The sequence below is a fragment of the Pseudoramibacter faecis genome, assembly GCF_036289405.1.
Taxonomy (GTDB): Bacteria; Bacillota; Clostridia; order Eubacteriales; family Eubacteriaceae; genus Pseudoramibacter; species Pseudoramibacter faecis.
Genome location: NZ_JAYFFI010000020.1, coordinates 17,462 through 42,074 on the forward strand (window position 1 = coordinate 17,462; position 24,613 = coordinate 42,074).

Annotated in this window: 20 protein-coding genes and 1 pseudogene; 15 read left to right on the top strand and 6 right to left on the bottom strand. The window is 47.7% G+C overall.

The window, feature by feature from the left end:
• The first annotated feature begins 208 nt into the window (after nucleotides 1–208).
• From prmA to holA, 8 genes are all read left to right on the top strand, one after another.
• Nucleotides 209–1,156, top strand: coding sequence for a 50S ribosomal protein L11 methyltransferase (gene prmA / locus V3C63_RS10355; RefSeq protein WP_329887765.1), 948 nt, complete (start codon nucleotides 209–211; stop codon nucleotides 1,154–1,156).
• Nucleotides 1,156–1,893, top strand: coding sequence for a 16S rRNA (uracil(1498)-N(3))-methyltransferase (locus tag V3C63_RS10360; protein ID WP_329887767.1), 738 nt, complete (start codon nucleotides 1,156–1,158; stop codon nucleotides 1,891–1,893). Before prmA ends, V3C63_RS10360 begins: the two co-directional genes overlap by 1 nt.
• A gap of 26 nt (nucleotides 1,894–1,919) precedes the next feature.
• Nucleotides 1,920–3,218, top strand: coding sequence for a tRNA (N(6)-L-threonylcarbamoyladenosine(37)-C(2))-methylthiotransferase MtaB (mtaB, locus tag V3C63_RS10365; protein ID WP_329887768.1), 1,299 nt, complete (start codon nucleotides 1,920–1,922; stop codon nucleotides 3,216–3,218).
• 15 nt (nucleotides 3,219–3,233) lie between these two features.
• On the top strand, nucleotides 3,234–3,578 hold the full coding sequence (locus V3C63_RS10370; RefSeq protein ID WP_273270128.1) for a histidine triad nucleotide-binding protein: 345 nt from the start codon (nucleotides 3,234–3,236) through the stop codon (nucleotides 3,576–3,578).
• Between the two features lie 132 nt (nucleotides 3,579–3,710).
• Nucleotides 3,711–3,896 carry a 30S ribosomal protein S21 gene (gene rpsU / locus V3C63_RS10375; protein WP_006598092.1) on the top strand — a complete coding sequence of 62 codons (186 nt, stop codon included), beginning with the start codon at nucleotides 3,711–3,713 and terminating at the stop codon, nucleotides 3,894–3,896.
• A 16-nt stretch (nucleotides 3,897–3,912) separates the two neighbouring features.
• Nucleotides 3,913–4,359, top strand: coding sequence for a GatB/YqeY domain-containing protein (locus V3C63_RS10380; protein WP_329887772.1), 447 nt, complete (start codon nucleotides 3,913–3,915; stop codon nucleotides 4,357–4,359).
• 156 nt (nucleotides 4,360–4,515) lie between these two features.
• A complete protein-coding gene (locus V3C63_RS10385; RefSeq protein WP_329887773.1) occupies nucleotides 4,516–6,711 on the top strand; it encodes a DNA internalization-related competence protein ComEC/Rec2 in 2,196 nt (731 codons plus the stop codon).
• Between the two features lie 44 nt (nucleotides 6,712–6,755).
• On the top strand, nucleotides 6,756–7,772 hold the full coding sequence (gene holA / locus V3C63_RS10390) for a DNA polymerase III subunit delta (protein WP_329887775.1): 1,017 nt from the start codon (nucleotides 6,756–6,758) through the stop codon (nucleotides 7,770–7,772).
• Between the two features lie 80 nt (nucleotides 7,773–7,852).
• On the opposite strand, the gene rpsT is transcribed toward holA, so the two are convergent.
• Nucleotides 7,853–8,119 (bottom strand): 30S ribosomal protein S20, encoded by a 267-nt coding sequence (gene rpsT, locus V3C63_RS10395; RefSeq protein WP_329887777.1) that lies wholly within the window; start codon nucleotides 8,117–8,119, stop codon nucleotides 7,853–7,855.
• A 212-nt stretch (nucleotides 8,120–8,331) separates the two neighbouring features.
• Between rpsT and lepA the strand changes: the two genes are divergently transcribed.
• Nucleotides 8,332–10,140 carry a translation elongation factor 4 gene (lepA, locus tag V3C63_RS10400; protein WP_329887778.1) on the top strand — a complete coding sequence of 603 codons (1,809 nt, stop codon included), beginning with the start codon at nucleotides 8,332–8,334 and terminating at the stop codon, nucleotides 10,138–10,140.
• 59 nt (nucleotides 10,141–10,199) lie between these two features.
• Here the strand turns inward: lepA and malQ are convergent, their stop codons facing one another.
• The 3 genes from malQ to V3C63_RS10415 all read right to left on the bottom strand — a co-directional run bounded on the left by malQ (nucleotide 10,200) and on the right by V3C63_RS10415 (nucleotide 12,741).
• The gene (gene malQ / locus V3C63_RS10405; protein ID WP_329887780.1) at nucleotides 10,200–11,792 is read right to left on the bottom strand and encodes a 4-alpha-glucanotransferase; all 1,593 of its coding nucleotides are present in this window, start codon (nucleotides 11,790–11,792) and stop codon (nucleotides 10,200–10,202) included.
• Nucleotides 11,793–11,863: 71 nt separating this feature from the next.
• Nucleotides 11,864–12,487, bottom strand: coding sequence for an HAD hydrolase-like protein (locus V3C63_RS10410; protein ID WP_329887781.1), 624 nt, complete (start codon nucleotides 12,485–12,487; stop codon nucleotides 11,864–11,866).
• Nucleotides 12,484–12,741 (bottom strand): hypothetical protein, encoded by a 258-nt coding sequence (locus tag V3C63_RS10415; protein ID WP_329887783.1) that lies wholly within the window; start codon nucleotides 12,739–12,741, stop codon nucleotides 12,484–12,486. The genes V3C63_RS10410 and V3C63_RS10415 overlap by 4 nt, the downstream gene beginning before the upstream one ends.
• 184 nt (nucleotides 12,742–12,925) lie before the next feature.
• Between V3C63_RS10415 and uvrC the strand changes: the two genes are divergently transcribed.
• From uvrC to prfA, 4 genes are all read left to right on the top strand, one after another.
• Complete coding sequence (uvrC, locus tag V3C63_RS10420) at nucleotides 12,926–14,848, top strand: excinuclease ABC subunit UvrC (protein ID WP_329887785.1); 1,923 nt, start codon at nucleotides 12,926–12,928, stop codon at nucleotides 14,846–14,848.
• Between the two features lie 24 nt (nucleotides 14,849–14,872).
• Nucleotides 14,873–15,952, top strand: a complete 1,080-nt coding sequence (gene hprK / locus V3C63_RS10425) for an HPr(Ser) kinase/phosphatase (RefSeq protein WP_329887787.1) — start codon at nucleotides 14,873–14,875, stop codon at nucleotides 15,950–15,952.
• Between the two features lie 28 nt (nucleotides 15,953–15,980).
• Complete coding sequence (locus V3C63_RS10430) at nucleotides 15,981–16,847, top strand: DegV family protein (RefSeq protein WP_329887788.1); 867 nt, start codon at nucleotides 15,981–15,983, stop codon at nucleotides 16,845–16,847.
• Nucleotides 16,848–16,995: 148 nt separating this feature from the next.
• Nucleotides 16,996–18,066, top strand: coding sequence for a peptide chain release factor 1 (gene prfA / locus V3C63_RS10435; RefSeq protein WP_329887789.1), 1,071 nt, complete (start codon nucleotides 16,996–16,998; stop codon nucleotides 18,064–18,066).
• Nucleotides 18,067–18,112: 46 nt separating this feature from the next.
• Here prfA and V3C63_RS10440 read toward each other — a convergent pair whose 3' ends face one another.
• Together V3C63_RS10440 and V3C63_RS10445 are read right to left on the bottom strand one after the other, a co-directional pair.
• Nucleotides 18,113–18,679, bottom strand: a complete 567-nt coding sequence (locus V3C63_RS10440) for an anthranilate synthase component II (RefSeq protein WP_329887790.1) — start codon at nucleotides 18,677–18,679, stop codon at nucleotides 18,113–18,115.
• Nucleotides 18,676–20,141 (bottom strand): annotated as a pseudogene (locus tag V3C63_RS10445) (anthranilate synthase component I family protein). Before V3C63_RS10445 ends, V3C63_RS10440 begins: the two are co-directional and overlap by 4 nt.
• Before the next feature lie 460 nt (nucleotides 20,142–20,601).
• On the opposite strand from V3C63_RS10445, the gene V3C63_RS10450 reads away from it, so the two are divergent.
• Complete coding sequence (locus tag V3C63_RS10450; protein ID WP_329887792.1) at nucleotides 20,602–21,201, top strand: cytidylate kinase-like family protein; 600 nt, start codon at nucleotides 20,602–20,604, stop codon at nucleotides 21,199–21,201.
• Nucleotides 21,202–21,479: 278 nt separating this feature from the next.
• Nucleotides 21,480–24,431, top strand: coding sequence for a vitamin B12-dependent ribonucleotide reductase (locus V3C63_RS10455; protein ID WP_329887794.1), 2,952 nt, complete (start codon nucleotides 21,480–21,482; stop codon nucleotides 24,429–24,431).
• Nucleotides 24,432–24,613: the final 182 nt, after the last annotated feature.

The window sequence follows — 24,613 nt, forward strand, 5'->3', positions numbered from 1 at the left end:
AATGATTTGTTTGAATTCTACCATATTTTGGTTTCGATTACTCATGGAACGCCAATATTTTTCCCTAATAGACAAAATACTCCTAAAATGTTTTTCACGCTTGTATTTTTTTAGACGGTCGTATTATAATAGGCCTCATGAAAAAGGGCGGATGGGCCGGCCATGACTGGCAGTGTATCGAATCGGCATTAAAAGAAAGGATAGCGCGATGAATTGGAAAGAAGTCCGTGTGACAACGTCTCAGGAAGCGGAGGAAGCCGTGATCAATTTGTTTTATGAGGCAGGCGCCAAGGGAACCGCCGTAGAATCGGCAGCCAATCTTAGCGCGATTCGAGACGACAAAACCATTAATTATGTGGATAATCGGATTCTTGCCATGGATCCGGAAGCGTCTTATGTGGCTGGTTATTTTCCGGATGACGAAAACTTTGAAGCACAATTGCGACAGATTAAGCAAGGGCTGAGCCATCTTTTGGAATGGGGACTGGATCCCGGCGCGCGCACCATCATGGTGCGGGAGACAGTTGAAGAAGATTGGGCCAATTCCTGGAAACAATTTTACAAACCGACCAAAATCGGCGATAAAATTGTGATTAAACCGACCTGGGAGCCTTATACGGCACAAGTCGGTGAAATGATTGTCAATATGGATCCGGGGATGGCCTTTGGTACCGGAACACACGAAACAACACAGCTTTGCGTGCTCGCATTAGAAAAATATCTGCATCCGGATGACCTGGTGTATGATGTTGGCTGCGGTTCGGGGATTTTGTCCATTGTGGCCGGAAAATTAGGGGCGCAAAAGGTCGTGGGCGTAGATTTTGATCCGGTTGCGGTGGACGCCGCCCGATCCAATGTGGCCCTCAATGATTTGGGTGAGCAAGTCGGTATTGAAGAGGGAGATTTGCTCGAGGTCATTCCCCAGGATCATCAGGCAGATCTTGTCGTTTCAAATATTCTGGCAGAAGTGATCATTCGGCTGGCGGATTCCATTCGGCTGTATCTAAAAGACGACGGCATTTTTATCGCGTCCGGCATTATTCATGAGCATTTGAATGAAGTAAAGAATGCTTTGAAGACCAAGGCATTTGACATCGTGGCGACAGACGCGATGGGCGAATGGGACGCGGTGGTCGCGCGGAAGCTGGCCCAATAATGCATCGTTTTTTTGTAAAGCCGGAACAGATTCACGGCGATCAAATTACGATTGACGGTGAAGAATTTAAACATGCTGCTAAGGTGGTGCGCATTCGCGACAATGAGCTTTTTGAAGTGTGTGATGGCAGCGGTTTTGATTATCATTGTTTGATTGCCTGTCGGGAAAAGGAACAATTAACGGCGGCGATTCAAGAAAAACGGCCATCTGCGGGTGAATTGCCCTATGCGGTGACATTATTTCAAGGATTGCCCAAAGGTCAGAAAATGGATGAAATTGTCCAGAAAAATACGGAGTTGGGAATCAGCAGCGTGGTGCCTTTTGTTTCGACCTTTTGTATGGCCAAACTGGAGAAGCCGGATAAGGCGCCCAAGAAATGCGGCCGGTGGCAGCGCATAGCCTTTGAGGCGGCTAAGCAATCCAAACGGGGGAAAATACCGCGGGTGCACGAGCCCGTCGCCTTTCAAAGAATATGTGAGGTGACGGCAGATTTTGATTTGGTGCTTTTGGCTTATGAACACGAGATGGATAGGCCCCTTCAAACCGTGCTTAAAGGGCGGACACGGAGCCGAAACATCGCCGTGATCGTGGGATCGGAAGGCGGATTTTCCTGTGAAGAAGTCGAAAGGCTGGAGGCAGCGGGTGCAAAGAGCGTTTCGTTAGGAAAGCGCATCTTGAGAACGGAAACAGCTGGTATGGCCTTACTGGCTCAAATCAATTATGCATTTGGCCAATAAGAAGTGGATGAATAATAAAAGAGAATATGAAAAAAAAAGTCGCATTTTATAATTTGGGATGTAAAGTTAATGATTTTGATACCGAATCGATGAAAGCCTGTTTTTTAAAAGTCGGTTATGAAGTGGTTCCTTTTAATGCGGCGGCGGACGTATATGTGGTGAACACTTGTACTGTGACCCATCTCGGCGATCGCAAAAGCCGGCAGATGTTGCGCAAGGCGCGGCGAAAAAATCCCAATGCGGTTATTGTCGCTGCTGGCTGTTACGCCCAGGTTGCCCCCGAAGAAGTATCAAAAGTTGAAGAAGTGGATTTGATTTTGGGTACGGCCCATCGTAATCGTGTGGTCGATGAGGTGGTGCGGTTCCAAGAAGACCATCATCGTCAAGTTTATGTGTCGGATATTAGTGAACAGCATATTTTTGAGGATATGCCCATTGCCGAACACCGCCGGCATACGCGGGCGTTTTTAAAAGTGCAGGACGGCTGCAATCAATTCTGCACCTATTGCATTGTGCCCTACGCCCGCGGGCGCATCCGCAGTCGCAGGATCGATTCCGTTTGTGAGGAAGTCCGGCTTCTGGTCGCGGATGGGTTTAAAGAGTTTGTGCTTTCAGGCATTCACATTGCGTCCTACGGCAAGGATATGCCGGGGGGTCCCGATTTGCTTGCCTTGATTCGCGCTGTGGATGCGATTCCCGGTGTGGCGCGCATTCGTCTGGGATCCATTGAACCGCTTTTGATGACGGAGACTTTTGTTTCAGGACTCAGTGAGATTAAAAGTTTTTGTCCTCATTTCCATTTGTCGCTGCAAAGTGGCTGCGATGCCGTGCTCCAACGTATGAATCGCCATTATACGGCAGATCAGTATCTCGGAATTGTCCAACGGATCCGCCGGTATTTTTCAAAGCCGGCCATTACGACAGATGTTATCGTCGGTTTTCCAGGAGAAACCGATGAAGAATTCCAAGCGACAAAAGATTTTATGACAGCTGTTAATTTTTACAAGGTGCACGTTTTTAAATATTCTAAGCGACGTGGAACCCCGGCGGCCGATTTTGAAGGTCAAGTGGATGAAGCGACAAAGCACCGGCGCAGTCAGGGCTTAATTGCTTTGTCCCGCGAGCAAGAACAGGCATTTCTTAAAGAGAATGCGGGTGAGCGCATGCCAGTGCTGTTCGAGCAATTGCAAGCGAATCACTGCATCGAAGGACACACCCCCAATTATATTCCAGTGCGGATGTCCGCTGATGGAAAAAAAATAGGACAAATTCAAGAATTGATGTTACAATATTCAAAAGATCAATCCTATATGGTGAGTGAATAGAGGGGAGAAGGGCCCATGGCAGAAGATTGCATTTTTTGCAAAATCGCTGAAGGCGAGATTCCGTCGGAAATTGTCTATGAAGACAAAGATATTGTCGCTTTTAAGGATGTGAGTCCTCAGGCACCGATTCATATTGTGATCATTCCCAGAAAGCATTACACTTCAATTTTGGCAATTCCGGCAGGAGATGCCATCATGGGGAAGATTCAAACCGTGATCAGCCGTCTGGCGATCAAATTTGGTGTTGCGGAAGATGGATTCCGGGTTGTTAATAATTGCGGAGAGGCTGGTGGACAAACGGTGCCGCATGTGCATTTTCATTTTCTGGCAGGCAGAAATATGGCTTGGCCACCAGGCTAATTCGGTTGAACGAAGGGCAAGAAATTGCCCTTTTTTATTGACAAAATTTAAGGGTTGAAATATAATATTTATTGCCCGACCCATATCAACTGATTTCCAAGGGTAGTTTTAACCAAGGAAGGGGGGATAAGAATGTCAGAAGTTAGAGTACGTGAGAATGAATCTCTGGAAAGCGCGTTAAGACGTTTCAAAAGAAAGACGGCCATGGCAGGTGTCATGTCTGAAATTCGCAAACGCGAGCACTACGAGAAACCGAGTGTCAAGCGCAAAAAGAAATCTGAAGCGGCCAGAAAAAGAAAAATGAAGAAACACAGATAAAGGATGTGGCATAAGTTTGGCATTAAAAGAGCAGCTTCTTGCTGATCTGAAAACAGCGATGAAAGCCAAGGATAAAGTCCGCAAATCGACAATTACAATGATGCGCGCGGCGATTCTTCAGCAAGAGAAGGACCAACGTGTTGATGCATTGCCGGAAACGGATATTCAGGCCATTATCAGCAAACAGTACAAACAGCGTAAAGATGCGCTGGACGAGTTTATAAAAGCTGGACGAGATGATTTAATCGAACAGACAAGGGCCGAGATGGCAATCATTGAAGCCTACCTTCCAAAACAATTGACGCAATTGGAAATTGAAGCAATTGTTGATGAAACCATTCAGGAAGTCGGTGCCGCGAGCATGAAAGATATGGGAAATGTCATGAAAGCACTGATGCCAAAAATCAAAGGTGCAGCTGACGGGGAGATTGTCAATCAGATTGTCCGAGCAAAATTAGCCTAAGCGATAAAAGGGGAATGCAGAATTGCATTTCCCTTTTTATTTGATTTTAAAAGGATTTTTACAATAAATATAGAATCTTTTGTGGCGATGAAAGGCAGACGATGATATAATTAGAAAATAATTGAGTTTGTATTTTGAATCGTAAGGATTAAACAAATGAAAAGACCGGCCATTTGGATCATAGCAGGTATGATATTCGTGATCCTTTGTGTCGGTTTTTTTGATGGAAAATCAACGGTTTACGATGCTTATATCGGGAAAACCGTTCGAATGACTGGGGTTGTTGAAACGATCCCGACTCGTCATAGACAACAGGTGCGCTTTGTATTGGGCAAAACGGTTATCAACGGGGAACGGATTCATGGCAAGGTCATGACATCTGTGTCATGTTTTGACAGAAAAGATGATTTGAAGACGCTGCAGCCCGGAGACATCGTCAGAACCGAAGGAGCGCTGGCGCTTCCAAATGGACGTCGGAATCCCGGCGGTTTTGATTACCGGCGCTATTTAAAATCAAGGGGAATTTCAGCACAAATTTATGTGCCATATAAACATAAAGTGACCATCGCGGGGCAATGGCATTCACCGATTTTTTCGGTATTACAGCTAAGAAAAAGTTTGACAGCGGTTTGTAATCAATATTTTGATCAACGCGTGGCTCATTTATTGACGGGCATTCTTTTTGGTGATCTTCAGGGAGATACCCAATTGCGGGAAACATTTGCTGATGCTGGGATTGCGCATGTGTTGGCTGTTTCGGGGCTGCATGTTGGTTATTTATGTGCAGCCGTTTGGTGGCTGTGCAAGGCGATGGGGCGAAAAGAAGCACAAGCAATGGTGATGACCGCTGTGGCCGTTGGCTTTTATATTGTATTGACCGGCTTCGCGGTATCCGTGGTTCGGGCGGCAATCATGCTGATGATTCCGTTTTGGGGACGGGTGACAAAACGTCATGTGGATCGGCTTTCGGCTTTGTGTGTGGCAGCGATGATCATTCTTGCTGTTGCGCCGCATCAACTCTGGAGTGTCAGCTTTCAAATGAGCTTCGGGGCGGTGTTGGGAATCATTCTGCTGTACCGACCGTTGGTTTATCGCGTGACCCGCGACTTAGACATTCGGTCACGTCGCGGGAAATGGCTCGTTCAATCTATCAGCTTGACAATAGCAGCCACGATCGGCACCTTGCCGGCAACGTTATATTATTTTCAAACGGTGAATGTGATTGGACTCGTGGGAAATCTGCTTGTGGTACCGCTTGTCGGCATTTTATTAATCCTGGCCTTTGTTGTGATTCCTTTCCTGATGGTGTTTCCGGAGCTGGCACAAGTGATAGTCATTTTGCCATCGTTGCTGGCAAAGTTCATTTTCGCGTTGACTGATCGGTTGCGCGCATTGGCTTTTTTCAACTTTCACGGTGGAGCATTGTCGCTTGCGGCATTTCTTTTGATTGTCATGTTGGCGTTGCTCGCTGCGGGCTATTTTAACCTTCGGCATTATCGGCAGGTTATGGTGGTTTCGATCGGGCTGCCGCTTTTAATTTTTTTGACCTTATTGCCGGGATGGCTGCCGCAGGGGTTAAAGATTACCTATTTGGATGTGGGGCAGGGCGACGCCGCATTGATTGAAACGCCGGCCGGCGGCGCTTATCTGATTGACGGCGGCGGATATGAAGACAGGATTCCGGGGGAAAATGCAGAGCGAACGCCCATATCCGAACAGGTGCTCTTGCCGGCACTTTACAGCAAGGGAATTACGCATCTAGATGGCGCGTTTATTTCCCACAATCATGCAGATCACGTTCAAGGAATCGAAGAGCTATCTGGGAAGATCCCGATTGATCGGATTTATGTTTCGACGAAATACAATGGCTGGTTGATACGTCAAAAGAAAATTCCGGTGGCTGTGTTGTCCCAGGGCGACACGTTAAAAACGAAAGATGGCCTGCGGATGGTTGTGCTATGGCCGGAGCGCGATGTCGAGGCGGTTGCCGACGACAGACAAAATGAAGTTTCAATGATTTTGCGTCTGCAGTATGGGCGGCGGTCCTTTTTATTTACAGGCGATGCCGGTATTGAAACGGAGCCCCGATTGGATCCGCAGGCCATTGATGCCGACGTGCTGAAGGTGGGGCATCATGGGAGCGCCAGCGCAACATCGGCCGCTTTTTTAAAGTCTGTTACGCCGGCGATTGCGGTCATCTCTGTAGGGCAACACAATTGGTACGGGCATCCAACGCCGGCTGTGCTTAAAAGAATTCGTCGATCAAAGGCACAATGTTATCGAACGGATCAAAACGGTGCCGTCGAATTAACCACAAATGGGAAAGCACTTAAAATCAAAACCTACGAATGAATAAAAAGTTTCAAGAAAGATTAAACAGCATCAAAAGGAGATATATGAAATATCAAGAATTGATGAAGCAAATGCGCAGCGGCCAGCCGGCTAATATCTATTTGTTTACCGGCCCGGAAGAATACATTGCCAAAATGATGGAAAAACAGCTGATTCAAACGGTTATTCCCGAGGGACTTAACCAGCTGAACGTCATGCATTTTAAAGATAAAGATTTTGAAATCGGTGAAGTGATTGCCAGTTGCCGCCAGTTGCCGATGATGAGCGAGCATCGTGTTGTGGTGCTGCGAGAAGAGACCGGACTTTGTCACGGCTCGGACACCAAAACCGTGGATGCTTTTTGTGCGTATCTGGAGAACCCGGAGCCGTCGACGATTCTGATCGTGCACGACAGCAAACCGGATAAACGAAAAAAAGTTTATAAGACACTTGAAAAGGTCGCTGCGGTTGTCGATTATGAAAAGCTGAATATGGCAGAGCTTGAAAATTGGATTGCGATGCGCTTTAAACGCGCGCATAAAAAAATCGGCACACGCACGCTGCGAAATCTGATCGAAAGGACCCGATATCTCACCAGTGATGCCTGCGACATGGCGATGATTGATAACCGCGTGGCCCAGTTGATTGATTATCTGGGAGCTGAAGAGCTGGTACAACGCCAGGATGTAGCAGAGGTGGTGCCGGACGCCGTTGACGATAATATTTTTAAAATGATTGATCATGCGCTGGGAGGCAATATGGCCGGATCGATTGAAATGCTCGGGCGTTTTTATCTTCAGGGGGAATCGCCTTTTGGGGTTTTTGGATTATTGGCAGGGCAAATCCGGACGATGATGCAGGTGTGTTTACTGTCGCATCGGCGTATGCCGGTGAACATGATTGCCAAAAAAGTGGGGCGTCCGGTTTTTGTGGTCAAAGAGATGGCCGACCGCTCCAGAAAATACGGTCTTAACAAGCTTCGGGGGTTAATGATTGCACTCGGAGATCTGGATCTGTCGATGAAGACCGGCGCCATCGATCCGGAACTGGGCATCGAGCTGTTTATGATGCGCCTGGCATAGGAAATAGGAAAAGCGGAAAATGGACAAATAAAAAGGCGGCCGTTCGGCCGCCCGAGACACGTGTTAGGGAATAAACGAGATTAGGCAGTGACTTTGTCGAGCGCTTTTGCCAACTGGCTTTTTTTGCGCGATGCCACATTTTTGTGAATGACATGTTTGGCAACAGCTTGATCCAAACGCTTTGCAGCTGTGTTAAATGCATCCTGAGCCCTTGCTGCGTCGCCTTCTGAAACAACAGCCTTAAATTGCTTTTCGACTGTCTTTAGGTTCGTGCGGACAGCTTTGTTGCGTATGCGGGCAATTTCGTTGGTCTTTGCTCTCTTAATCGCTGATTTGATATTAGCCATTGAAGTACCGTACCTCCTCATTTATTGTTAACGTGAAAAGTATAGCACAGGCTATTATTGAAAACAAGAAAATTTTCAATCGCCCCTGGATTTACAAATGACTTTCATCAAGTGCTTTTGTGAGCAGCGGGGTATTTGCAAGCGAAAGCGGCTCTGTGTTAAGATAACAACGCCCATTCGGATGTAGAAAAAATTAAAAGAAGGATTGATACATGTCTTTGACACAACAGGAAAGAACGCGCAATTTTTCGATTATTGCACATATCGATCACGGCAAATCGACGCTGGCCGATCGGCTTATCGAAAAGACAGGGTTAATCTCGGCCCATGATATGGAAGATCAGCTTTTGGACAACATGGAATTGGAACGCGAACGCGGAATCACCATCAAGCTGCAGGCCATTCGCCTTTTGTACAAAGCAAAAGACGGCAATGAATACATTTTAAACCTGATCGATACACCAGGTCACGTTGACTTTACCTATGAAGTCTCCCGGTCACTCGCGGCTTGTGAGGGGGCCGTTTTGGTGGTGGATGCCTCTCAGGGAATTGAGGCACAAACCATTGCCAACGTCTATTTGGCATTGGACAATGATCTGGAAATTCTGCCGGTAATCAATAAAATTGATTTGGCATCGGCTGAACCGGACCGCGTTAAAGGGGAAATTGAAGATATCGTTGGTCTGCCGGCAGAAGGTGCGCCGCTGATTTCTGCAAAAGCCGATATTAATATTGACGAAGTACTCGAAGATATTGTTCACAATGTGCCGGCACCGACAGGAGATGTCAACGCCCCATTAAAGGCTTTGATTTTCGACTCGTATTACGACCAATACCGCGGTGTGATTGCCTCGGTGCGCATCGTTGAGGGAACCATCAAAGCCGGTATGCGCTGTTATCTGATGGCTGGGAATTTGCAGTTTGATGTGGAAGAAGTCGGTTTTTTTGAAAATCGATTGTATCCGGAAGATCAATTGCAGGCCGGCGACGTCGGCTATGTGGTGGCCGGCGTTAAAACCGTCGGTGATATTGGCGTCGGGGATACCATCACGGAAGCGGCGCGCTCGGCAGCAGAGCCGTTGCCCGGCTATAAAAAAGTGATTCCCATGGTGTATTGCGGGATTTATCCGGCAGATGGTGCCAAATATGAAGACCTCAAAGAAGCATTGGCAAGGCTCCAGCTCAACGACGCGTCACTGCTGTATGAAGCAGAAACGTCCATCGCTTTGGGATTTGGCTTCCGCTGCGGTTTTTTGGGACTTTTGCACATGGATGTCATTCAGGAACGGTTGGAGCGGGAATTTAATCTGGATTTAATGACGACGGCACCTTCCGTGATTTATAAAGTGCTTAAAACCGACGGAGAATTGCTTTGGGTGGATAATCCGGCCAATTTGCCGGATCCCTCGGAGATTGAACACATGGAAGAGCCGATTGTCAACGCGACGATCATGGTGCCCAGCGGTTATCTGGGGACGGTGATGGAACTGTGTCAGGATCGCCGAGGAACTTATATCAACATGGAATATCTGGAGGAAACACGGGTTTCAGTGCATTATGAATTGCCGTTGAACGGGATTATTTATGATTTTTTTGATGCGCTCAAATCGCGAACCCGAGGCTATGCCTCGCTGGATTATGAGGTGAAAGAATACCGCGAAGCCGATTTGGTGAAAATGGATATTTTGCTCAACGGAGATGTTGTGGACGCCTTGTCGTTTATTTTCCCCAAAGAAAAAGCCATTGCCAGAGGCCGCGCCATTTGCAAAAAACTCAAGGAAACCATTCCGAGACAAATGTTTGAGATTCCGATTCAGGCGGCCATCGGCAATAAAATTGTCGCACGGCAGACGCTCTCTGCTTTGCGGAAGGATGTATTGGCCAAATGCTATGGCGGAGATATCACCCGCAAACGCAAGCTACTGGAAAAACAAAAAGCCGGGAAAAAACGAATGCGGCAGGTTGGCAGCGTGGAAGTGCCCCAGGAAGCCTTTATGGCGGTGCTGAAGCTTGACAGTTAGGAATGAGAGAATAAAAAAGATCCTCTGCGATGGTCATAATGATCATCGTGGAGGATTTTTTATTGCTTCTGAGGTTTCAGGCGTTTATAGATACGATTCATTTCAAAGAGCCAATGGCTGTCGGCACTGTCCAAAGCCTCCTGAGGAATCCGGAAACACCAATTGCCGCCGGCTTCGCCCGGGCAATTCATGCGTGTGTCGGCGCCGTAGCCCAGCAGATCCTGCATGGGGACAATGGTCAGTTTTGCGGCACTCATCCACAGATGGCGGATAAAGGCATGGCAGACCGGACTTTTCGGACCACCCTGCTGCCAGGCGTCATCTTCGCAAGGATAATTGATATATTCAAAGGCGAATTGCCTGGCGCCGTCGTTGAGATCCCAGAGATAGCCCAGGAGGGTGTTATTGTCGTGAGTGCCGGTGTAAGCGACGGTGTTGGGCAAATAATTGTGGGGCCAGTGGATGCCGTCGCCGGTGTCGATAAAAGCAAATTGCATGACGCGCATACCGGGAAAACCGCTGTCTCTAAGCAGTTGAAGAACGTCGTCATCCAATACGCCGAGATCCTCCGCAATGATACGCGGCGTCGTAAAATTAAAAGCGACATAAACTTCATTGAAAAAGTCCATACCAGGGCCGGGAAGCCACCTGCCGTTCTGGGCGGTTTCTTCATCTGCGGGGACGGCCCAATAGGCAGAGAACGCCCGAAAATGGTCGATGCGAACCGTGTCGAACAACGTTAAAGCCATGCCCAGCCGATCAAGCCACCAACGATAGCGATCCTTTTTCATTGCCTGCCAGTCGTAAAGGGGGTTGCCCCAAAGTTGACCGGTTTCGGAAAAATAATCCGGCGGAACACCGGCGATGCGGCGCGGCCGACCGTTTTGATCTAAATCGAAAAGTTCTGGATGGGCCCAAACGTCGGCAGAACCCAAGGCGACATAGATGGGCATATCGCCGATAATGGCGATCCCTTTCTGATTTGCATAGGATTTGATATCTTGCCACTGCGTGAAAAAAAGATACTGCAAAAAAATTTCATAGGCAATGGCATTGGCCAATTTTTCTTTGATTGTGTCAAGCGTTTTGGGGTCGCGTTTGCGAAGCGTTCTGTCCGGCCAGTCCGTCCAGCAGGCAATGCCGAGATCTTTGGCAATCGCCGTATAAAGCGCATAGTCTTCAAGCCAAGGCTGGTCAGCGGTAAAGGCGTCGATTTGTTGCTGAAGGGCCGTGTCAACACGGGAAAAAGCTTTATGAAACAAAGCGGGGCGCGTGTCTTTAACCCAATCGTAGGCGGTAGCCCAGGGGGAACCATCATATCGGGCGTCACCGATTTCTTCCTCTGTGAGCAGCCCTGCGGTGTGCAGCGCATCAGGATCGATGAAATAAGGATTGCCGGCAAAAGCGGACAGGCTTTGATAGGGCGAATTAAATCCATCGATAGGGCCAAGGGGTAAAACCTGCCAATACGCACAGCCACAATGATCTAAAAAATCAACGAATTCTTTGGCAGATTGTCCGAGGGTGCCAATGCCGTAGGGACCGGGAAGGGAGGCAATGTGCATTAAAACCCCGGAAGCGCGGCTGAATTGCGGCGGCGTTTGAATAACTGGCTGCTTTGGAATGGAATTAATTTTATTTTTTAAAGGCATCAATGGAGTCCTCCTTTTGATGATGCGTGCGTAATTTATCTGCTGCTGATACGACAAAATTCGAAAGATCGCTAACGGACCGGGCAATAAAGAGCGGATGATATTTTTCGGCCGCTTCGTAATTGGCGAAACCGTAGCCATAGGTCACAGCGGTAAGTTTCCCAGGCGCCGATAGCATCGTAACGGCTGTCGCCGATGAGCAGCGCTTCCTGCGACTGCGTTTTTAATGTGTGAAGGGCGCGATCGATGATGGCTGCTTTTGTCAAGTTGCTTCCATCGTGCTGCACACCGTGAATACAGTTAAAATAGTGTGCAAGATGGCTGGATTCGAGTGTTTTCTGGGCGATGGCTTCGCCCTTGAGCGTTGTGACACCCAGTTTGCAGCCGACGTCTTTCAGACTTTGAAGAAAATTGGCGATGCCAGGATAAGGCGAAGCAAGCCGATAACTCTCTTGGATTTGAAACCGGCGATGCATGACGGCCGCTTGACGTCCCTCTTCCGGCGTAAGCCCAAACGTCTTAACATAAGAGTCGATCAAAGGGGGGCCGACGAGTGCACGGAGCTGCTTATCGGTCAAGGCCGGCCACTTCATGCTTTGCTGGACATGGCGAAAGGCGGCGAAGATGCCGGGGCCGGTATCCATCAAAGTGCCGTCGAGATCGAAAAGCACTATGCGGTATTGAAATGTGTTCATGCTGTTGGGAGACGCCATCTTTGCCAAGAAAAAGATTCATATTCGGTTTTCAATAATTTCTTTGCCTCTTTCAAGATCTCTTTTTCAGACAGTGGCAGACGGATGTCTCGAATCTCGATGATCTCCAGCGGATAATCGAGGACGCGCTTGGTAAGTGTGTAGCCGTCGTCATAGATTTTGGGGGTAACCTCAACTTCAAAATGATCGTCGGACACCAGTATGCTGGCACCGCGTTTGTCTATTTTTTCAAACATAATAATCTCCTTTGTGAATACCTGTCCATTATAGCAAAAATAAAAGCTGCTGCCGAAAGGTTTTGTCATTTAAGGGCAAAAAAATTTAAAAGATTGCCAAAAGGCAATTTATTGACTATATTATAAATAATTGTTTTATATAATGAAAATTAAAACAGACGAATTGAATAAAGGAAGCGATGCGATGTATAATCGTGATAATTTGAAAAATATTCCCAAGCGCCCGGGCATTTATATTATGCACAACCACGCCGGGGATATTATTTATGTGGGAAAGGCGAAAAATCTTTTCAACCGGGTGCATCAATACTTTCAGGATCCTAAGAAGCTGCCAATCAAGACGCAGATCCAAGTTTCCCATGTTGAATCAATTGAAACCATTGTGGTTGATACGGAAATGGAGGCTTTGATCTTAGAATGCAATTTGATCAAGGAGTATCGGCCGCGTTACAATATCATGCTGAAGGATGATAAAAGTTATCCCTATATTAAGGTGACGATTCAGGACAGATTTCCTAGGATTTTGATGACCCGGAATCATAAAAGAGACGGGGGAAAATATTTTGGCCCGTTCACCAATAGCATGGCGGTGCGCCAAACCATCGAAGCCCTTCAAAAGGTTTATCCGCTGCGTCGGTGCAATCGCAAACTCGCCTATGGCGTTCGCCGCGGGCGCCCCTGCATGTATTACCATATCGGGCAGTGCACGGCTCCTTGTACCGGGAAGCTCATAGAAGAAGCTTATCAAGAGAATGTGAATGCCATACTCGATATTCTCAATGGGAAAGAAAAAGAATTAATTGATCGGTTATCAAAGGAAATGAAAGCAGCCAGCGAGCGATTGGATTTTGAAACGGCGGCGAGCAAGCGTGATCAAATTCAGGGCATTCAGTTGGTGGTGTCCCGCCAGAAGATTATCTCAGAAAATGAGCAGGATCAGGACTTTATCGCCTATGCGGTGCAAGAAACGCCGAAAGAAAGTGATGCGAAAGCGGCAGAGGGGTTGGCGAGCGTTCAAGTTTTTAACGTCAGAGATGGCAAACTTTTGGGCCGGCATCCTTCGATGATGACCGGCGTAGCCGATGAATCGCCGGAGAGCATCATGACCAATATTGTTAAACAGTATTATGCGGGGACGCATTTTATTCCGAAAGAAATTGTTTTATCGGGTGATTTGGCGGCCGACGAGACAGAAACCATTCAGGCGTGGCTGTCCAACCAGCGTGGCAGCAAAGTCACTTTGACGGTACCGCAAAGGGGTAATAAACAAAGGCTGATCGCCATGGTGCAGAAGAATGCAGATCTGGCGTTGAGCCAGCATTTGCTCGAAAAGCATCAGAAAGAGGAGAAAAAGAAAAGCCGCTTGGATTCGCTGCGGGATCTATTGGATATCAAGGCGATTCCTCATCGCATCGAGGCGTATGATATTTCAAATATTTCCGGGAGTGACAACGTGGGAGGCATGGTCGTTTTTGAAGAGGGGCGCCCTCAGCGAAAGGCTTATCGGCGCTTTAAAATCAAAACGGTCGAAGGACAAAATGATTACGGCAGTATGCAAGAGATGCTGTTTCGCCGCATTGAACACGGGATTCATGAAATGAAAGAAGGAAAGGATCCCGGCGTGAGCTCTTTTCTGCCCTTTCCAGAAATTTTTATGATCGATGGCGGCAAGACCCATGTGGATGCGGCAAAGGCGATCCTCGCCATGTATCCTGAAATTAAAAGTGCCATTTGCGGTTTGGTCAAAGACGATCATCATCAGCTTCGCGGATTGGTTTATCAAGACGAGGAATACAAAGTCGGCAAGGGGACACCGTTGAGCGCATTATTGAATGAGATTTCAGAAGAAGTGCACCGGTTTGCGATCGGTTACCATCGGACGCTTCGCAAAAAGGGAATGTTGGCGTCCCAGTTGGAGAGCATTCCGGGCATCGGCAGGAAACGACGGAAAGCGTTGATGCGCTATTATGGCAATATTCAAAATATTCGCAATGCGACCGTGGAGGAAATGTGTGCCGTGGATGGGATGAACCAGAAATTAGCAGAAGCGGTCGTCGATTTTTTCAGTTGCTGGGCTGCAGAGAATCAAGCGAAGGAAGAAGAATGAACGATGGGAAAGGGAGAGTGTGACATGAGCGAAAAAAAGCCATTATGCACCATCAATGTGGATGCTTTTTGCAAAGCGCTGGAGTTGGAAAAATTATACAGTCCAAGTGAGGACTTTGATTTATGGGATTCGGGGACAAACCGGCCCGGGCTGCAATTGCACGGATACTATGAATATTTCGATGAAAGCCGGATTCAATTGGTTGGTAAGGTTGAAACATCATATTTGATATCGCTCGATCCAAGACTGCGAGAAAAACGCGTCGACGATTTGTTCAGCTATGACATCCCGTGTTTGATTGTATGCTGGGATTTGCCGGAAGCGGTGCTCTTTGAGAAGGCAGCGGCTAAATATCATCGTGTGTTGCTAAGAAGCAAGGAAAAAACGACTTCCTTGGTTTATCGTTTGGTGGATTATATCGATGATATAACGGCTCCCAAAACAGGGATTCACGGGGTATTGGTAGAAGTGCACGGCGTTGGCGTCGTGATTACGGGCGCCAGCGGTATCGGCAAAAGCGAAACGGCTTTGGAGCTGCTGAAGCGCGGCAGCAATTTTGTGGCTGATGACGTTGTGGAGATCACCTGTCATCACGGACATGAGCTCATTGGCGAAGCGCCGGAGATGTTGCGCTATTATATGGAGGTTCGCGGGATCGGCATCATTGATGTCCGTATGCTTTACGGGGCAAAATCGGTTAAGCGGGAAGTCAATATCGATTTGGTGATTCGTCTGGAAAATTGGGATGATCATTCGCCCTATGATCGGCTGGGTTTGGATGAACAAACGACGAATATTTTAGGTGTGGAAGTGCCGTTGGTGACCATTCCCGTTTCCAGCGGACGCAATCTGGCGGCAATTATTGAAACAGCAGCCATTAATGCGCGATTAAAAGACGCCGGATACCGCTCGGCACAAATTTTTGTCGATAATATTGCCAAACACAATAAAAAAGAAGGCGAAAAAAAGGAACGGGAAGCTGCTCGACAAAAAGAAAGAGAGACGATACAGAAGCTTGAAGAAAAGGCACGTGAGAAAACGGAGGACCTTCAAGCGGATTTGAAAAAGCTCGCGCAGAAACAGAGAGCCAAAGAGCATTCATAATCTGGATGGTTTAGATAAAAGGATAAATATGAAAAAAATTCACATTATAACAGATTCGGCCTGCGATCTGCCCGTAGAGCGCCTGCGTTCGTATGACGTTGAAGTATTGCCGCTGTATGTCACTCAGGGGGAGATCATCTTCCGCGATGGTATCGATATTTTGCCGGAAACCATTTACCGGCAGATGGCAGAAGGGGTTATTTATAAAACGTCGCAGATTCCTTACATGGATTATTTCCAATGTTTTGAGCGGCATGCCCAGACAAAACAGCCGGCTTTATACCTTTGCTTTTCCAGTGGACTGTCGGGGACTTTTCAAACGGCACAGCTGGCCTGTCACGATGTGTGTGAACGCTATCCGGATGCCGATATTCGCGTGATAGATACTAAGGCAGTGACCGGCGGCCTCGGGATGATTGTAGACGTGGTGGCTCTCGAAGCGCAAAAAGGGCGTTCAATGGATGAATTGATCACACTGACACAACGGTGCACCGTCCACATTCACCATATTTTTACGGTGACCAATCTGGATTATGTGTATCGCGGCGGTCGGTTGAGTAAAACATCGGCGGTATTAGGCAATGCGTTAAAGATTCATCCTTTCATGGAGGTGGACCGCGATGGCAAGTTGCAGATCACGGATAAATGTCGGGGCGAAAAGCGCTTGTTGAAGAAATTTATGTCTTATATGGAAACACATACTTATGATCTGGCTCATCAGAAAATTTATTTTGTAGACGCGGTTCAACAGCCGTTGGTCGATGCGCTGCAGGCCATGATCACGAAAAAAACCGGCAATACCAACTTTGAACAGACAACTCTGGCACCGGTGATCGGGACGCATATTGGCCCCGGCTCGATGACGGTCTTCTTTTTTGATGAAAATCCTTTGTAGCAGCGATGCGAATTGGTCGTTGGATGCACATTTATTGTTAGAAAGGCATTTGATTTTCTCGAAGAATTGATGGCAATGGGAGAAAAATGCGGACGCGCAATGTGATGAAGCAAGATAAAGGTTTTTGCTCACCGAAAAGGAGAACAAGATGTTAGAAAAATTGGATTTTTTAGAAGAAAAATATCAGAAGTTAAATCGGGAAATTTCGGATCCGACGGTGATTGCCGACCAGGCCAAGTGGCAGGATTTGATGAAAGAGCATGCCCATATTGAACCGATCATTCAAAAATACAAGGCCTATCGGGAAGCGGATCAAGCGATTGCCGACAGCAAGGAAATGTTGGCCGATAAATCCATTGATCCTGAATTCAAGATCATGTGCGAAAACGAGTTGGCCGAGCAAACGGCACAATTGGCAACATTGGAAGAAGAACTGAAGATCTTGCTCCTGCCAAAGGATCCCAATGATGAACGCAATGTTATTGTGGAAATTCGCGCCGGAGCCGGCGGCGATGAGGCAGCGTTGTTTGCGGGCGATTTATTCCGGATGTACTCTCGCTATGCCGAACGGCAGGGCTGGAAGATCGAAATTTTAAGCTCCAATATCCTGGACCTCGGAGGCATTAAGGAAATCAATTTTGCGATTCAGGGGCAGGGGGCGTACAGCCGCCTGAAATACGAAAGCGGCGTTCATCGGGTGCAACGTGTGCCGGAGACGGAATCCGGCGGGCGTATTCATACGTCAACGGCAACGGTGGCGGTGCTGCCGGAGGCGGACGATGTGGAGGTGGATCTCAATCCCAACAATATTCGCGTGGATGTGTATCGAAGCTCCGGCAACGGCGGACAATGTGTCAACACGACGGATTCGGCCGTTCGCCTGACGCATATTCCTTCCGGTCTGGTGGTAACCTGTCAGGATGAAAAGTCCCAGATTAAAAACAAGGCGAAGGCGATGAAAGTGCTCAAAGCGCGATTGTACGATTTGGAAATGCAAAAGCAGCAGAGTGCGATTTCAGAGGAACGCAAAAGCCAGGTAGGGACCGGCGACCGCAGTGAACGTATCCGGACCTATAATTTTCCGCAGGGGCGCATCACCGATCACCGCATCGGGCAAACCGTGCATCAGTTGGAGGCTTTTCTCGACGGTGAGATTGATGAAATGATCAATGCACTGATCACGACGGATCAAGCCAAAAAATTAGAACAAGCCGGATAAAACATGCAATTAAAAAGGCAGTTGTTTACAGCGGCCTCTTTTGTGTTCAAAGTTTGCAGATAAAGTTTTCCATGATGGTATTGCCATCCGGCGTCAAAATGGATTCCGGATGAAATTGGACGCCAAAGACGGGATGCTCCTGATGGCGGACGGCCATCACTTCCCCCAGATCATCGGTAGCAGTGACGATAAGTTCTTTTGGTAAATGATCTGCGATAAGCGAATGATATCGGGCCGCTTTAATGATGTTCGGCAGGCCGACAAACAAAGGATCGTCGTTAACCTTTATTTGAATCGCACTTTGTTTCCCGTGCATGAGTTGTTTGGCGTGACGGATGGTCGCGCCATAGACCTCGCAGATGGCCTGATGTCCCAGACAAATGCCCAGAATGGGAATTTGCGGACCGAACCGGCGAATGACAACTTCACAGATGCCGGCCTCCGACGGATATTTGGGCCCCGGGGACAGCACGATTTTGGCTGGTGCGAGCTGCTCAACGGCGTCAAGCGTTATGGCGTCGTTGCGATAGACGACAATATCCTTGTTTAAAGCTGCGATTTGTTGGTACACGTTATAGGAAAAAGAATCATAGTTATCAATGAGCAAAATCATTGTTGGTCAACCTCCCAGGCGTGCTCGATGGCGTCAATGACGGCCCTGGCTTTATTGGCACTTTCCATAAATTCATGATGCGGTACAGAGTCGGCGACGATACCGCCGCCGGCCTGGACTGTGACCACACCGTTTTTCTTGGACGCCATGCGAATAGCGATGCAGGTATCCATGTTGCCGGTGAAATCCAGATAGCCCAATGCGCCGCCGTAAATGCCGCGGGGCGTCTTTTCAAGAGTCTCGATGATTTCGCAGGCACGGATTTTCGGCGCACCGGATAAAGTACCGGCGGGCAAGATGGACAAAATGGCGTCGCAGGCGTCGAGATCCTCTCGCAGGTCGCCTTCCACCTGGGAGCAGATGTGCATGATTTTGGAATAGCGGTGGATCATCATGTATTTGGTAACCATGACCGAGTTGATTTTGGCGATGCGGCCGATATCGTTGCGGCCAAGATCGACAAGCATGTTGTGCTCAGACAATTCTTTCTCGTCGCTTAGCAGTTCCTTTTCGAAAGCGAGGTCCTCTGTTCGGGTTTTGCCTCGGGGGCGCGAACCGGCGACGGGGAAGGTGGTCAGATGCCCGTCTTGAAGCCGTACCAGGGTTTCGGGAGACGAGCAGATGATCTCGTCACCGTCGATACTCATGAAAACCATATAAGGAGAAGGATTGGTCGTGCGCAGCACGCGATAGGCGCTGAGTAAGCTGCCGCGATAAGGACTTGAAAAGGGCCGGCTTTGAACGGCCTGAAAAATATCGCCGTCTCGAATCAATGCTTTGGTCCGCTCGATCATCTGTGTATAATCGGCCTCGGAGACAGGACATTCAAAATAAACGTGACGATCGGGATGCGCTTTGGGCAGGGGCGACACATCGTAGACCAGTTTTTTCATCTTTTCGATTTCGGCACAAGCCTGGCCATAGGCAGCCATGATATGATCGGTTTGCATATTGACAATCAGCTGAATCTTTTGTTTTAAATGATCGTAGGCGATGATTTTATCAAAAAGCAGAAGATCGTAATCATTCCAGGCGCTGTTTTTGATTTGAAGCGTCGATTCGCTGTAGCCGATCATGGCGTAAGCAAAGTAGCCGACAAAACCGCCGGTAAAAGGCGGCAAACCTTCAATGCGCGGTGATCGGTGAGCGCCGAGGATTTGACGAATGGCGGCCATGGGGTCTGTTGCCGTTTCCGAATGTACCTCTCGCTTAGCATAATCTTCAACTGTGATCTGGTGATTTTTTAATCGAATGCGTATTTTCGGATCAAAGCCTAAGAAGGAATAGCGTCCCCAGGTTTCGCCGCCTTCCACGCTTTCGAGAAGAAAAAACGTTGGGATTGAGCCTGAATGCGACGTAGCAGGGTAATAGGCGTAATAATATCTGCATAGATTTCGCAACATAGGGGAATGGTGGTGTATTCCCGCGATAATTTTTCGATTTGTTCGACACTGGGAATCATTGGGATGAAATCTCTCTTTCATAAATGTTGATTTCGGACAAAGAAAAAAGCCTTTGTCCGATGTTTTACAAGGGACAAAAGCTCAAAAAATCAAAAATCGGCTTCTGCGGTGCCACCCAAATTGGTATTCAAAAAATACCCGCTCAGCAGCGTGCCAACACACGCTTTCCCGTGATAACGGCGGGAAGCCCGTTCATCTTACAACGACAATATCGCTTCAGATGACCCTCACAGGTCCATTGGGAAACGCTTCACATTCTGCCTTACACCAGCCGGCAGTTCTCTGTCATGCACGCACGCTCTTACTTACTCCTGATCGTCAGTTTAATTACGATTACAGTAGACTTTTCGAAAACAAATGTCAAGTTTTTTCAGTAGAACATAATAAAGAAAATCATTAATGAAAAAGTTTACGAATTGTGTTATAATAATTTAAATTTAGTAGATAGGAGGCGGCATTATGGGTAAAGTCATAACAATCGGAAGGGAATTCGGCAGCAATGGCCGCGCAATTGCCCGGGAATTGTCGGAAGCGCTCGGAATCCAGTTTTATGACAAAGAACTCATTGAGATGGCAGCTAAAAAAAGCAAGTTATCAGATGAGGATCTGGCAGAAATTGATGAAACGCGCGCCAATCCTTGGATTTATTCTTCGGTGGGGTATCAGGTTGGCAGCGGCTACACAACAGTCGAGCCCATTAACGATTTGCTTTATCAGGCAGAGGCTTCGGTAATTTGCGATGTGGCAGAATCAGAAGATTGTATTATTGTCGGCCGATGCTCGGATTACGTGTTAAAAGATAAAATTGACAGTCGCCATGTTTTTGTCTATGCACCCCTCAATTATCGTTTGAGCGTGGTGATGAACCGCGATAATCTGGATGAAAAAAAAGCTCGGAGCGTCATCAAAAAAGTCGATAAGCGACGTCGGTTATATTATAATTTTTACACAGATCGTAATTGGAACGATTTGCGAAATTATGATCTGTCACTCGACAGCTCCATTTTCTCAATGCAAGATATTATTGGCATTTTGACAGAAGTTTATGAAACAATGTAACATGATCATTATTTTTATAAAGGCGCCGATATCGGCGCCTTTTTGTATGCCGAAAACCACGCGTTTGACGCGTGGATGGATTATAATATCTGAGATTTTAACGAGAATATTTTTTGGTGATTTACATCAATCGCTTTCCGTGATAAGATATAGAAGCTTTCAGCAACAAGATATTGTGTTTTATAAACTGAAATATACAATTCTGGCCAAATAGAAAATTAAGATAATATATTGTTGAGGCAAGAGAAATCTAAAGAATAAAAGATAGGGAGGTAATAGTGAAACAAATTTCGGATTTATTTATGCGTCATTTTACAGGTGATTTGGCGAATAGCACCAAAACGGTTTACGACTTGTTTGAATGGCAAACAGTTGACGTGGTGATGACCAATTATCGAACGGGAGAAACCCTCTTGGAAATGAATGATTTGGAGTTTCCAGCCAATTATTCTCAAAACGCCTGCAATATCATTGCCAGTAAATATTTTCGCAAAAGTGGTGTGCCCGGACGCGGTTATGAATATTCAATGCGCCAGGTTGCGGATCGCATGGTGGGGTTTTGGGCAGATGCCCTTAAAGAAGAGGGCTTGATCGAAACGAACGATCAGTGGCAGACATTTTACGATGAACTGGTTTTTGCATTGTTGGCACAAATGTGGGCGCCCAATTCGCCCCAGTGGTTTAACACCGGCATTGAACGCAATTATCACATTGGTGCGGAATCCGATGCCCTTTATTATTACGACCCGGCTGCGGAAAAAGTGGTAGAATCTCGAGATCGTTACACAAGAACGCAGGCATCGGCGTGTTTTATCTTGTCGATCAAGGATCAGCTTCTGGGACATCGTTCCATATCGGACCATTATGTTTCAGAAACGAAATTATTTAAAGGCGGCTCCGGTGTCGGCACGAATTTTTCACCCCTGCGGGGAGAAAATGAAGCTTTGTCTTCCGGAGGGAAATCTTCCGGGATGATGAGTTTTCTCCAAGGGCTCGATCGGAATGCCGGCGCGATCAAATCTGGTGGGACAACCCGCCGAGCGGCTAAGATGGTGATCGTTGATGTTGATCACCCAGAGATTGAAGATTACATCAATTGGAAAGTCAAAGAAGAAGAAAAAGTGCGCGCGCTGGGGAAAATGGGCTACGACATGGGCATGGATGGCGAAGCCTACCAGACGGTTGCCGGTCAAAATGCGAATAATTCGGTGCGCGTTAACCGCGAATTTATGGATAAAGTGATGTATTTGGCTGAAGATCCGGAAGCCATGATCACCTTGACGGGCCGAAAGGATCACAAGGTTGATCGTGAGATCAAGGTGAGCAAATTGTGGATTGAAATCAACGAGGCCGCCTGGGCATGTGCAGATCCCGGACTCCAGTTTGACAACATCTTTAATAATTGGCACACCTGTCCGGCGGGGGAAGACGGAGATGTCGGGGCGAAACACAACCGCATCAATGCGACGAATCCCTGTTCGGAATACGCTTTTCTTGACGACACGGCATGCAATCTTGCATCCATTAATATTTTTCGCTTTTTTGATCCAAAAACGAAAAAGATTGACATTGAACGTTTTAGCCATCTGGCGGGGCTCATTCAGTTAGTTTTGGAAGCCTCCATTTATTGGGGGCAGTTCCCCACAGAAGACGTGGCGGAGAAGAGTTATAAATTCCGGACGACAGGGCTTGGCATCGCCAACACCGCTTCTTTGATTCTGGCGTTGGGTTATCCTTACGATTCAGATGAAGCGCGTAATCTGACGGCAGCCCTTGCCGGACTGATGACCGGCCATTCCTATTTTGTTTCGGCACTGATGGCGAGCAAAGTCGGAGCTTTCGAATGTTACAAGATCAACGAACCCTATATGATGCGGGTGATGCGCAATCACGCCCGGATTGCCGGCACGCTGACCGATGATTTTGACGGACTGGATTATGATCCCTATATTATTGATCACCCGATTTTAAACCGCATGGGCTTTAAAAATCTGTCGATGCGCATCAAGGATGCCTGGCAGGAAGCTCTTGACTATGGGGATACCTATGGGTATCGCAATGCGCAGGTGTCTGTGATTGCTCCGACGGGAACGATTTCTTTCGCGATGGACTGCGGTGCGACATCCATCGAGCCCTTTTACAGCCACGTGGTTTTTAAGAAGCTGGTTGGCGGCGGATCGATGGAAATCGTCAATCCGGTGATGGAAATGGCGCTTCAGAATCTGGGCTATACCCAATCTCAGATTCAAGACATCATGGCCTATATGCTTGAAAAAGATGAAAACGGCATGACCTTGCACCAAGGACTTGCAGATGCTCCTCATATTAAAAGGGAGCATCTGCCAATTTTTGACACAGCCAATACCATCCGTCCGGAAGGCCATGTGCTGATGGTCAGTTCTATTACACCGATGATTTCCGGTTCGGTGAGCAAAACGGTCAATTTGCCCAATGTGGCCACGGTGCAGGATATTGCCGATATCCATTTGCTGGCATACCGCACCGGCGCCAAGGCCATTGCCACCTACCGCGACGGCTGCAAGGCAGCACAGCCGCTGTCGAGCGGCAGTGACAACCAGGATGACCGTGACCTTGAAGACTTGACCTATCAGGAGCTGCTGGCCTATGCCAAACAGCGGGAAATCGGCGTGCCGGAGCGTAGAAAGCCGCGGGGCATTCGCAACAGTCGCACCCACACGGCCAAAATCGGCGACATCGAGCTTTACATCACTATTTCATTTTATGATGACGACCGCATTTCGGAGCTTTTCGTTTCGACCGATCGGGAAGGCACGGTGATCAAAGGATTATTGGCTTCGTTATCCAAATCGATTTCGCACATGCTGCAATACGGCATTTCACCCCAGGATATCGCGACGATGCTCCGCGGCCAGAAGTATGAGCCTTCGGGATTCGTGTCTCGCCATCCGTATATCAAAAATGCGAACTCAATCTCGGATCTGATCTCGAAGATTATCGACATCGAATGCGGGGATTATTCTCGTTGTCAGGTGAAGCCGGCACATCATTATAAGCGTTCCGAAAGCCAGCCTCACCAAATCGAAATGGCGCAGGTGGCGCAGATTGCAGAAGCACCGATTGATCTGGACGATGAATCGCTGGAGCATGTGTACGGCGAAATCTGTTCAAGTTGCGGCTCTGACCGTTTGGTTCGCAACGGGACTTGCAAGGTTTGTCTGGACTGCGGCACAACCACCGGCTGCAGCTGATTACTTCAGAATAAAATAAAACAAAAGAACAAGGGCTCGGGCTTGATATGTACCCTCTTTACCGGAGATGAAAATGCAGCAGTAAGGAGGGTGTTTTTATGCGATACAGTTATGAATTCAAGGGGAAATGTATAGAAGTATATCGTCAGGGGAAATGGCCGGCCACCCCGGATAACATCAAG

Coding starts and splice junctions, on each gene's coding strand:
- V3C63_RS10385 (WP_329887773.1), top strand. CDS start 4,516: ATGAAAAGACCGGCCATTTGGATCATAGCAGGTATGATATTCGTGATC.
- rpsU (WP_006598092.1), top strand. CDS start 3,711: ATGTCAGAAGTTAGAGTACGTGAGAATGAATCTCTGGAAAGCGCGTTA.
- V3C63_RS10360 (WP_329887767.1), top strand. CDS start 1,156: ATGCATCGTTTTTTTGTAAAGCCGGAACAGATTCACGGCGATCAAATT.
- V3C63_RS10430 (WP_329887788.1), top strand. CDS start 15,981: ATGAAAAAAATTCACATTATAACAGATTCGGCCTGCGATCTGCCCGTA.
- holA (WP_329887775.1), top strand. CDS start 6,756: ATGAAATATCAAGAATTGATGAAGCAAATGCGCAGCGGCCAGCCGGCT.
- V3C63_RS10440 (WP_329887790.1), bottom strand. CDS start 18,679: ATGATTTTGCTCATTGATAACTATGATTCTTTTTCCTATAACGTGTAC.
- uvrC (WP_329887785.1), top strand. CDS start 12,926: ATGTATAATCGTGATAATTTGAAAAATATTCCCAAGCGCCCGGGCATT.
- lepA (WP_329887778.1), top strand. CDS start 8,332: ATGTCTTTGACACAACAGGAAAGAACGCGCAATTTTTCGATTATTGCA.
- prfA (WP_329887789.1), top strand. CDS start 16,996: ATGTTAGAAAAATTGGATTTTTTAGAAGAAAAATATCAGAAGTTAAAT.
- mtaB (WP_329887768.1), top strand. CDS start 1,920: ATGAAAAAAAAAGTCGCATTTTATAATTTGGGATGTAAAGTTAATGAT.
- V3C63_RS10410 (WP_329887781.1), bottom strand. CDS start 12,487: ATGAACACATTTCAATACCGCATAGTGCTTTTCGATCTCGACGGCACT.
- hprK (WP_329887787.1), top strand. CDS start 14,873: ATGAGCGAAAAAAAGCCATTATGCACCATCAATGTGGATGCTTTTTGC.
- V3C63_RS10370 (WP_273270128.1), top strand. CDS start 3,234: ATGGCAGAAGATTGCATTTTTTGCAAAATCGCTGAAGGCGAGATTCCG.
- V3C63_RS10450 (WP_329887792.1), top strand. CDS start 20,602: ATGGGTAAAGTCATAACAATCGGAAGGGAATTCGGCAGCAATGGCCGC.
- rpsT (WP_329887777.1), bottom strand. CDS start 8,119: ATGGCTAATATCAAATCAGCGATTAAGAGAGCAAAGACCAACGAAATT.
- malQ (WP_329887780.1), bottom strand. CDS start 11,792: ATGCCTTTAAAAAATAAAATTAATTCCATTCCAAAGCAGCCAGTTATT.
- prmA (WP_329887765.1), top strand. CDS start 209: ATGAATTGGAAAGAAGTCCGTGTGACAACGTCTCAGGAAGCGGAGGAA.
- V3C63_RS10415 (WP_329887783.1), bottom strand. CDS start 12,741: ATGTTTGAAAAAATAGACAAACGCGGTGCCAGCATACTGGTGTCCGAC.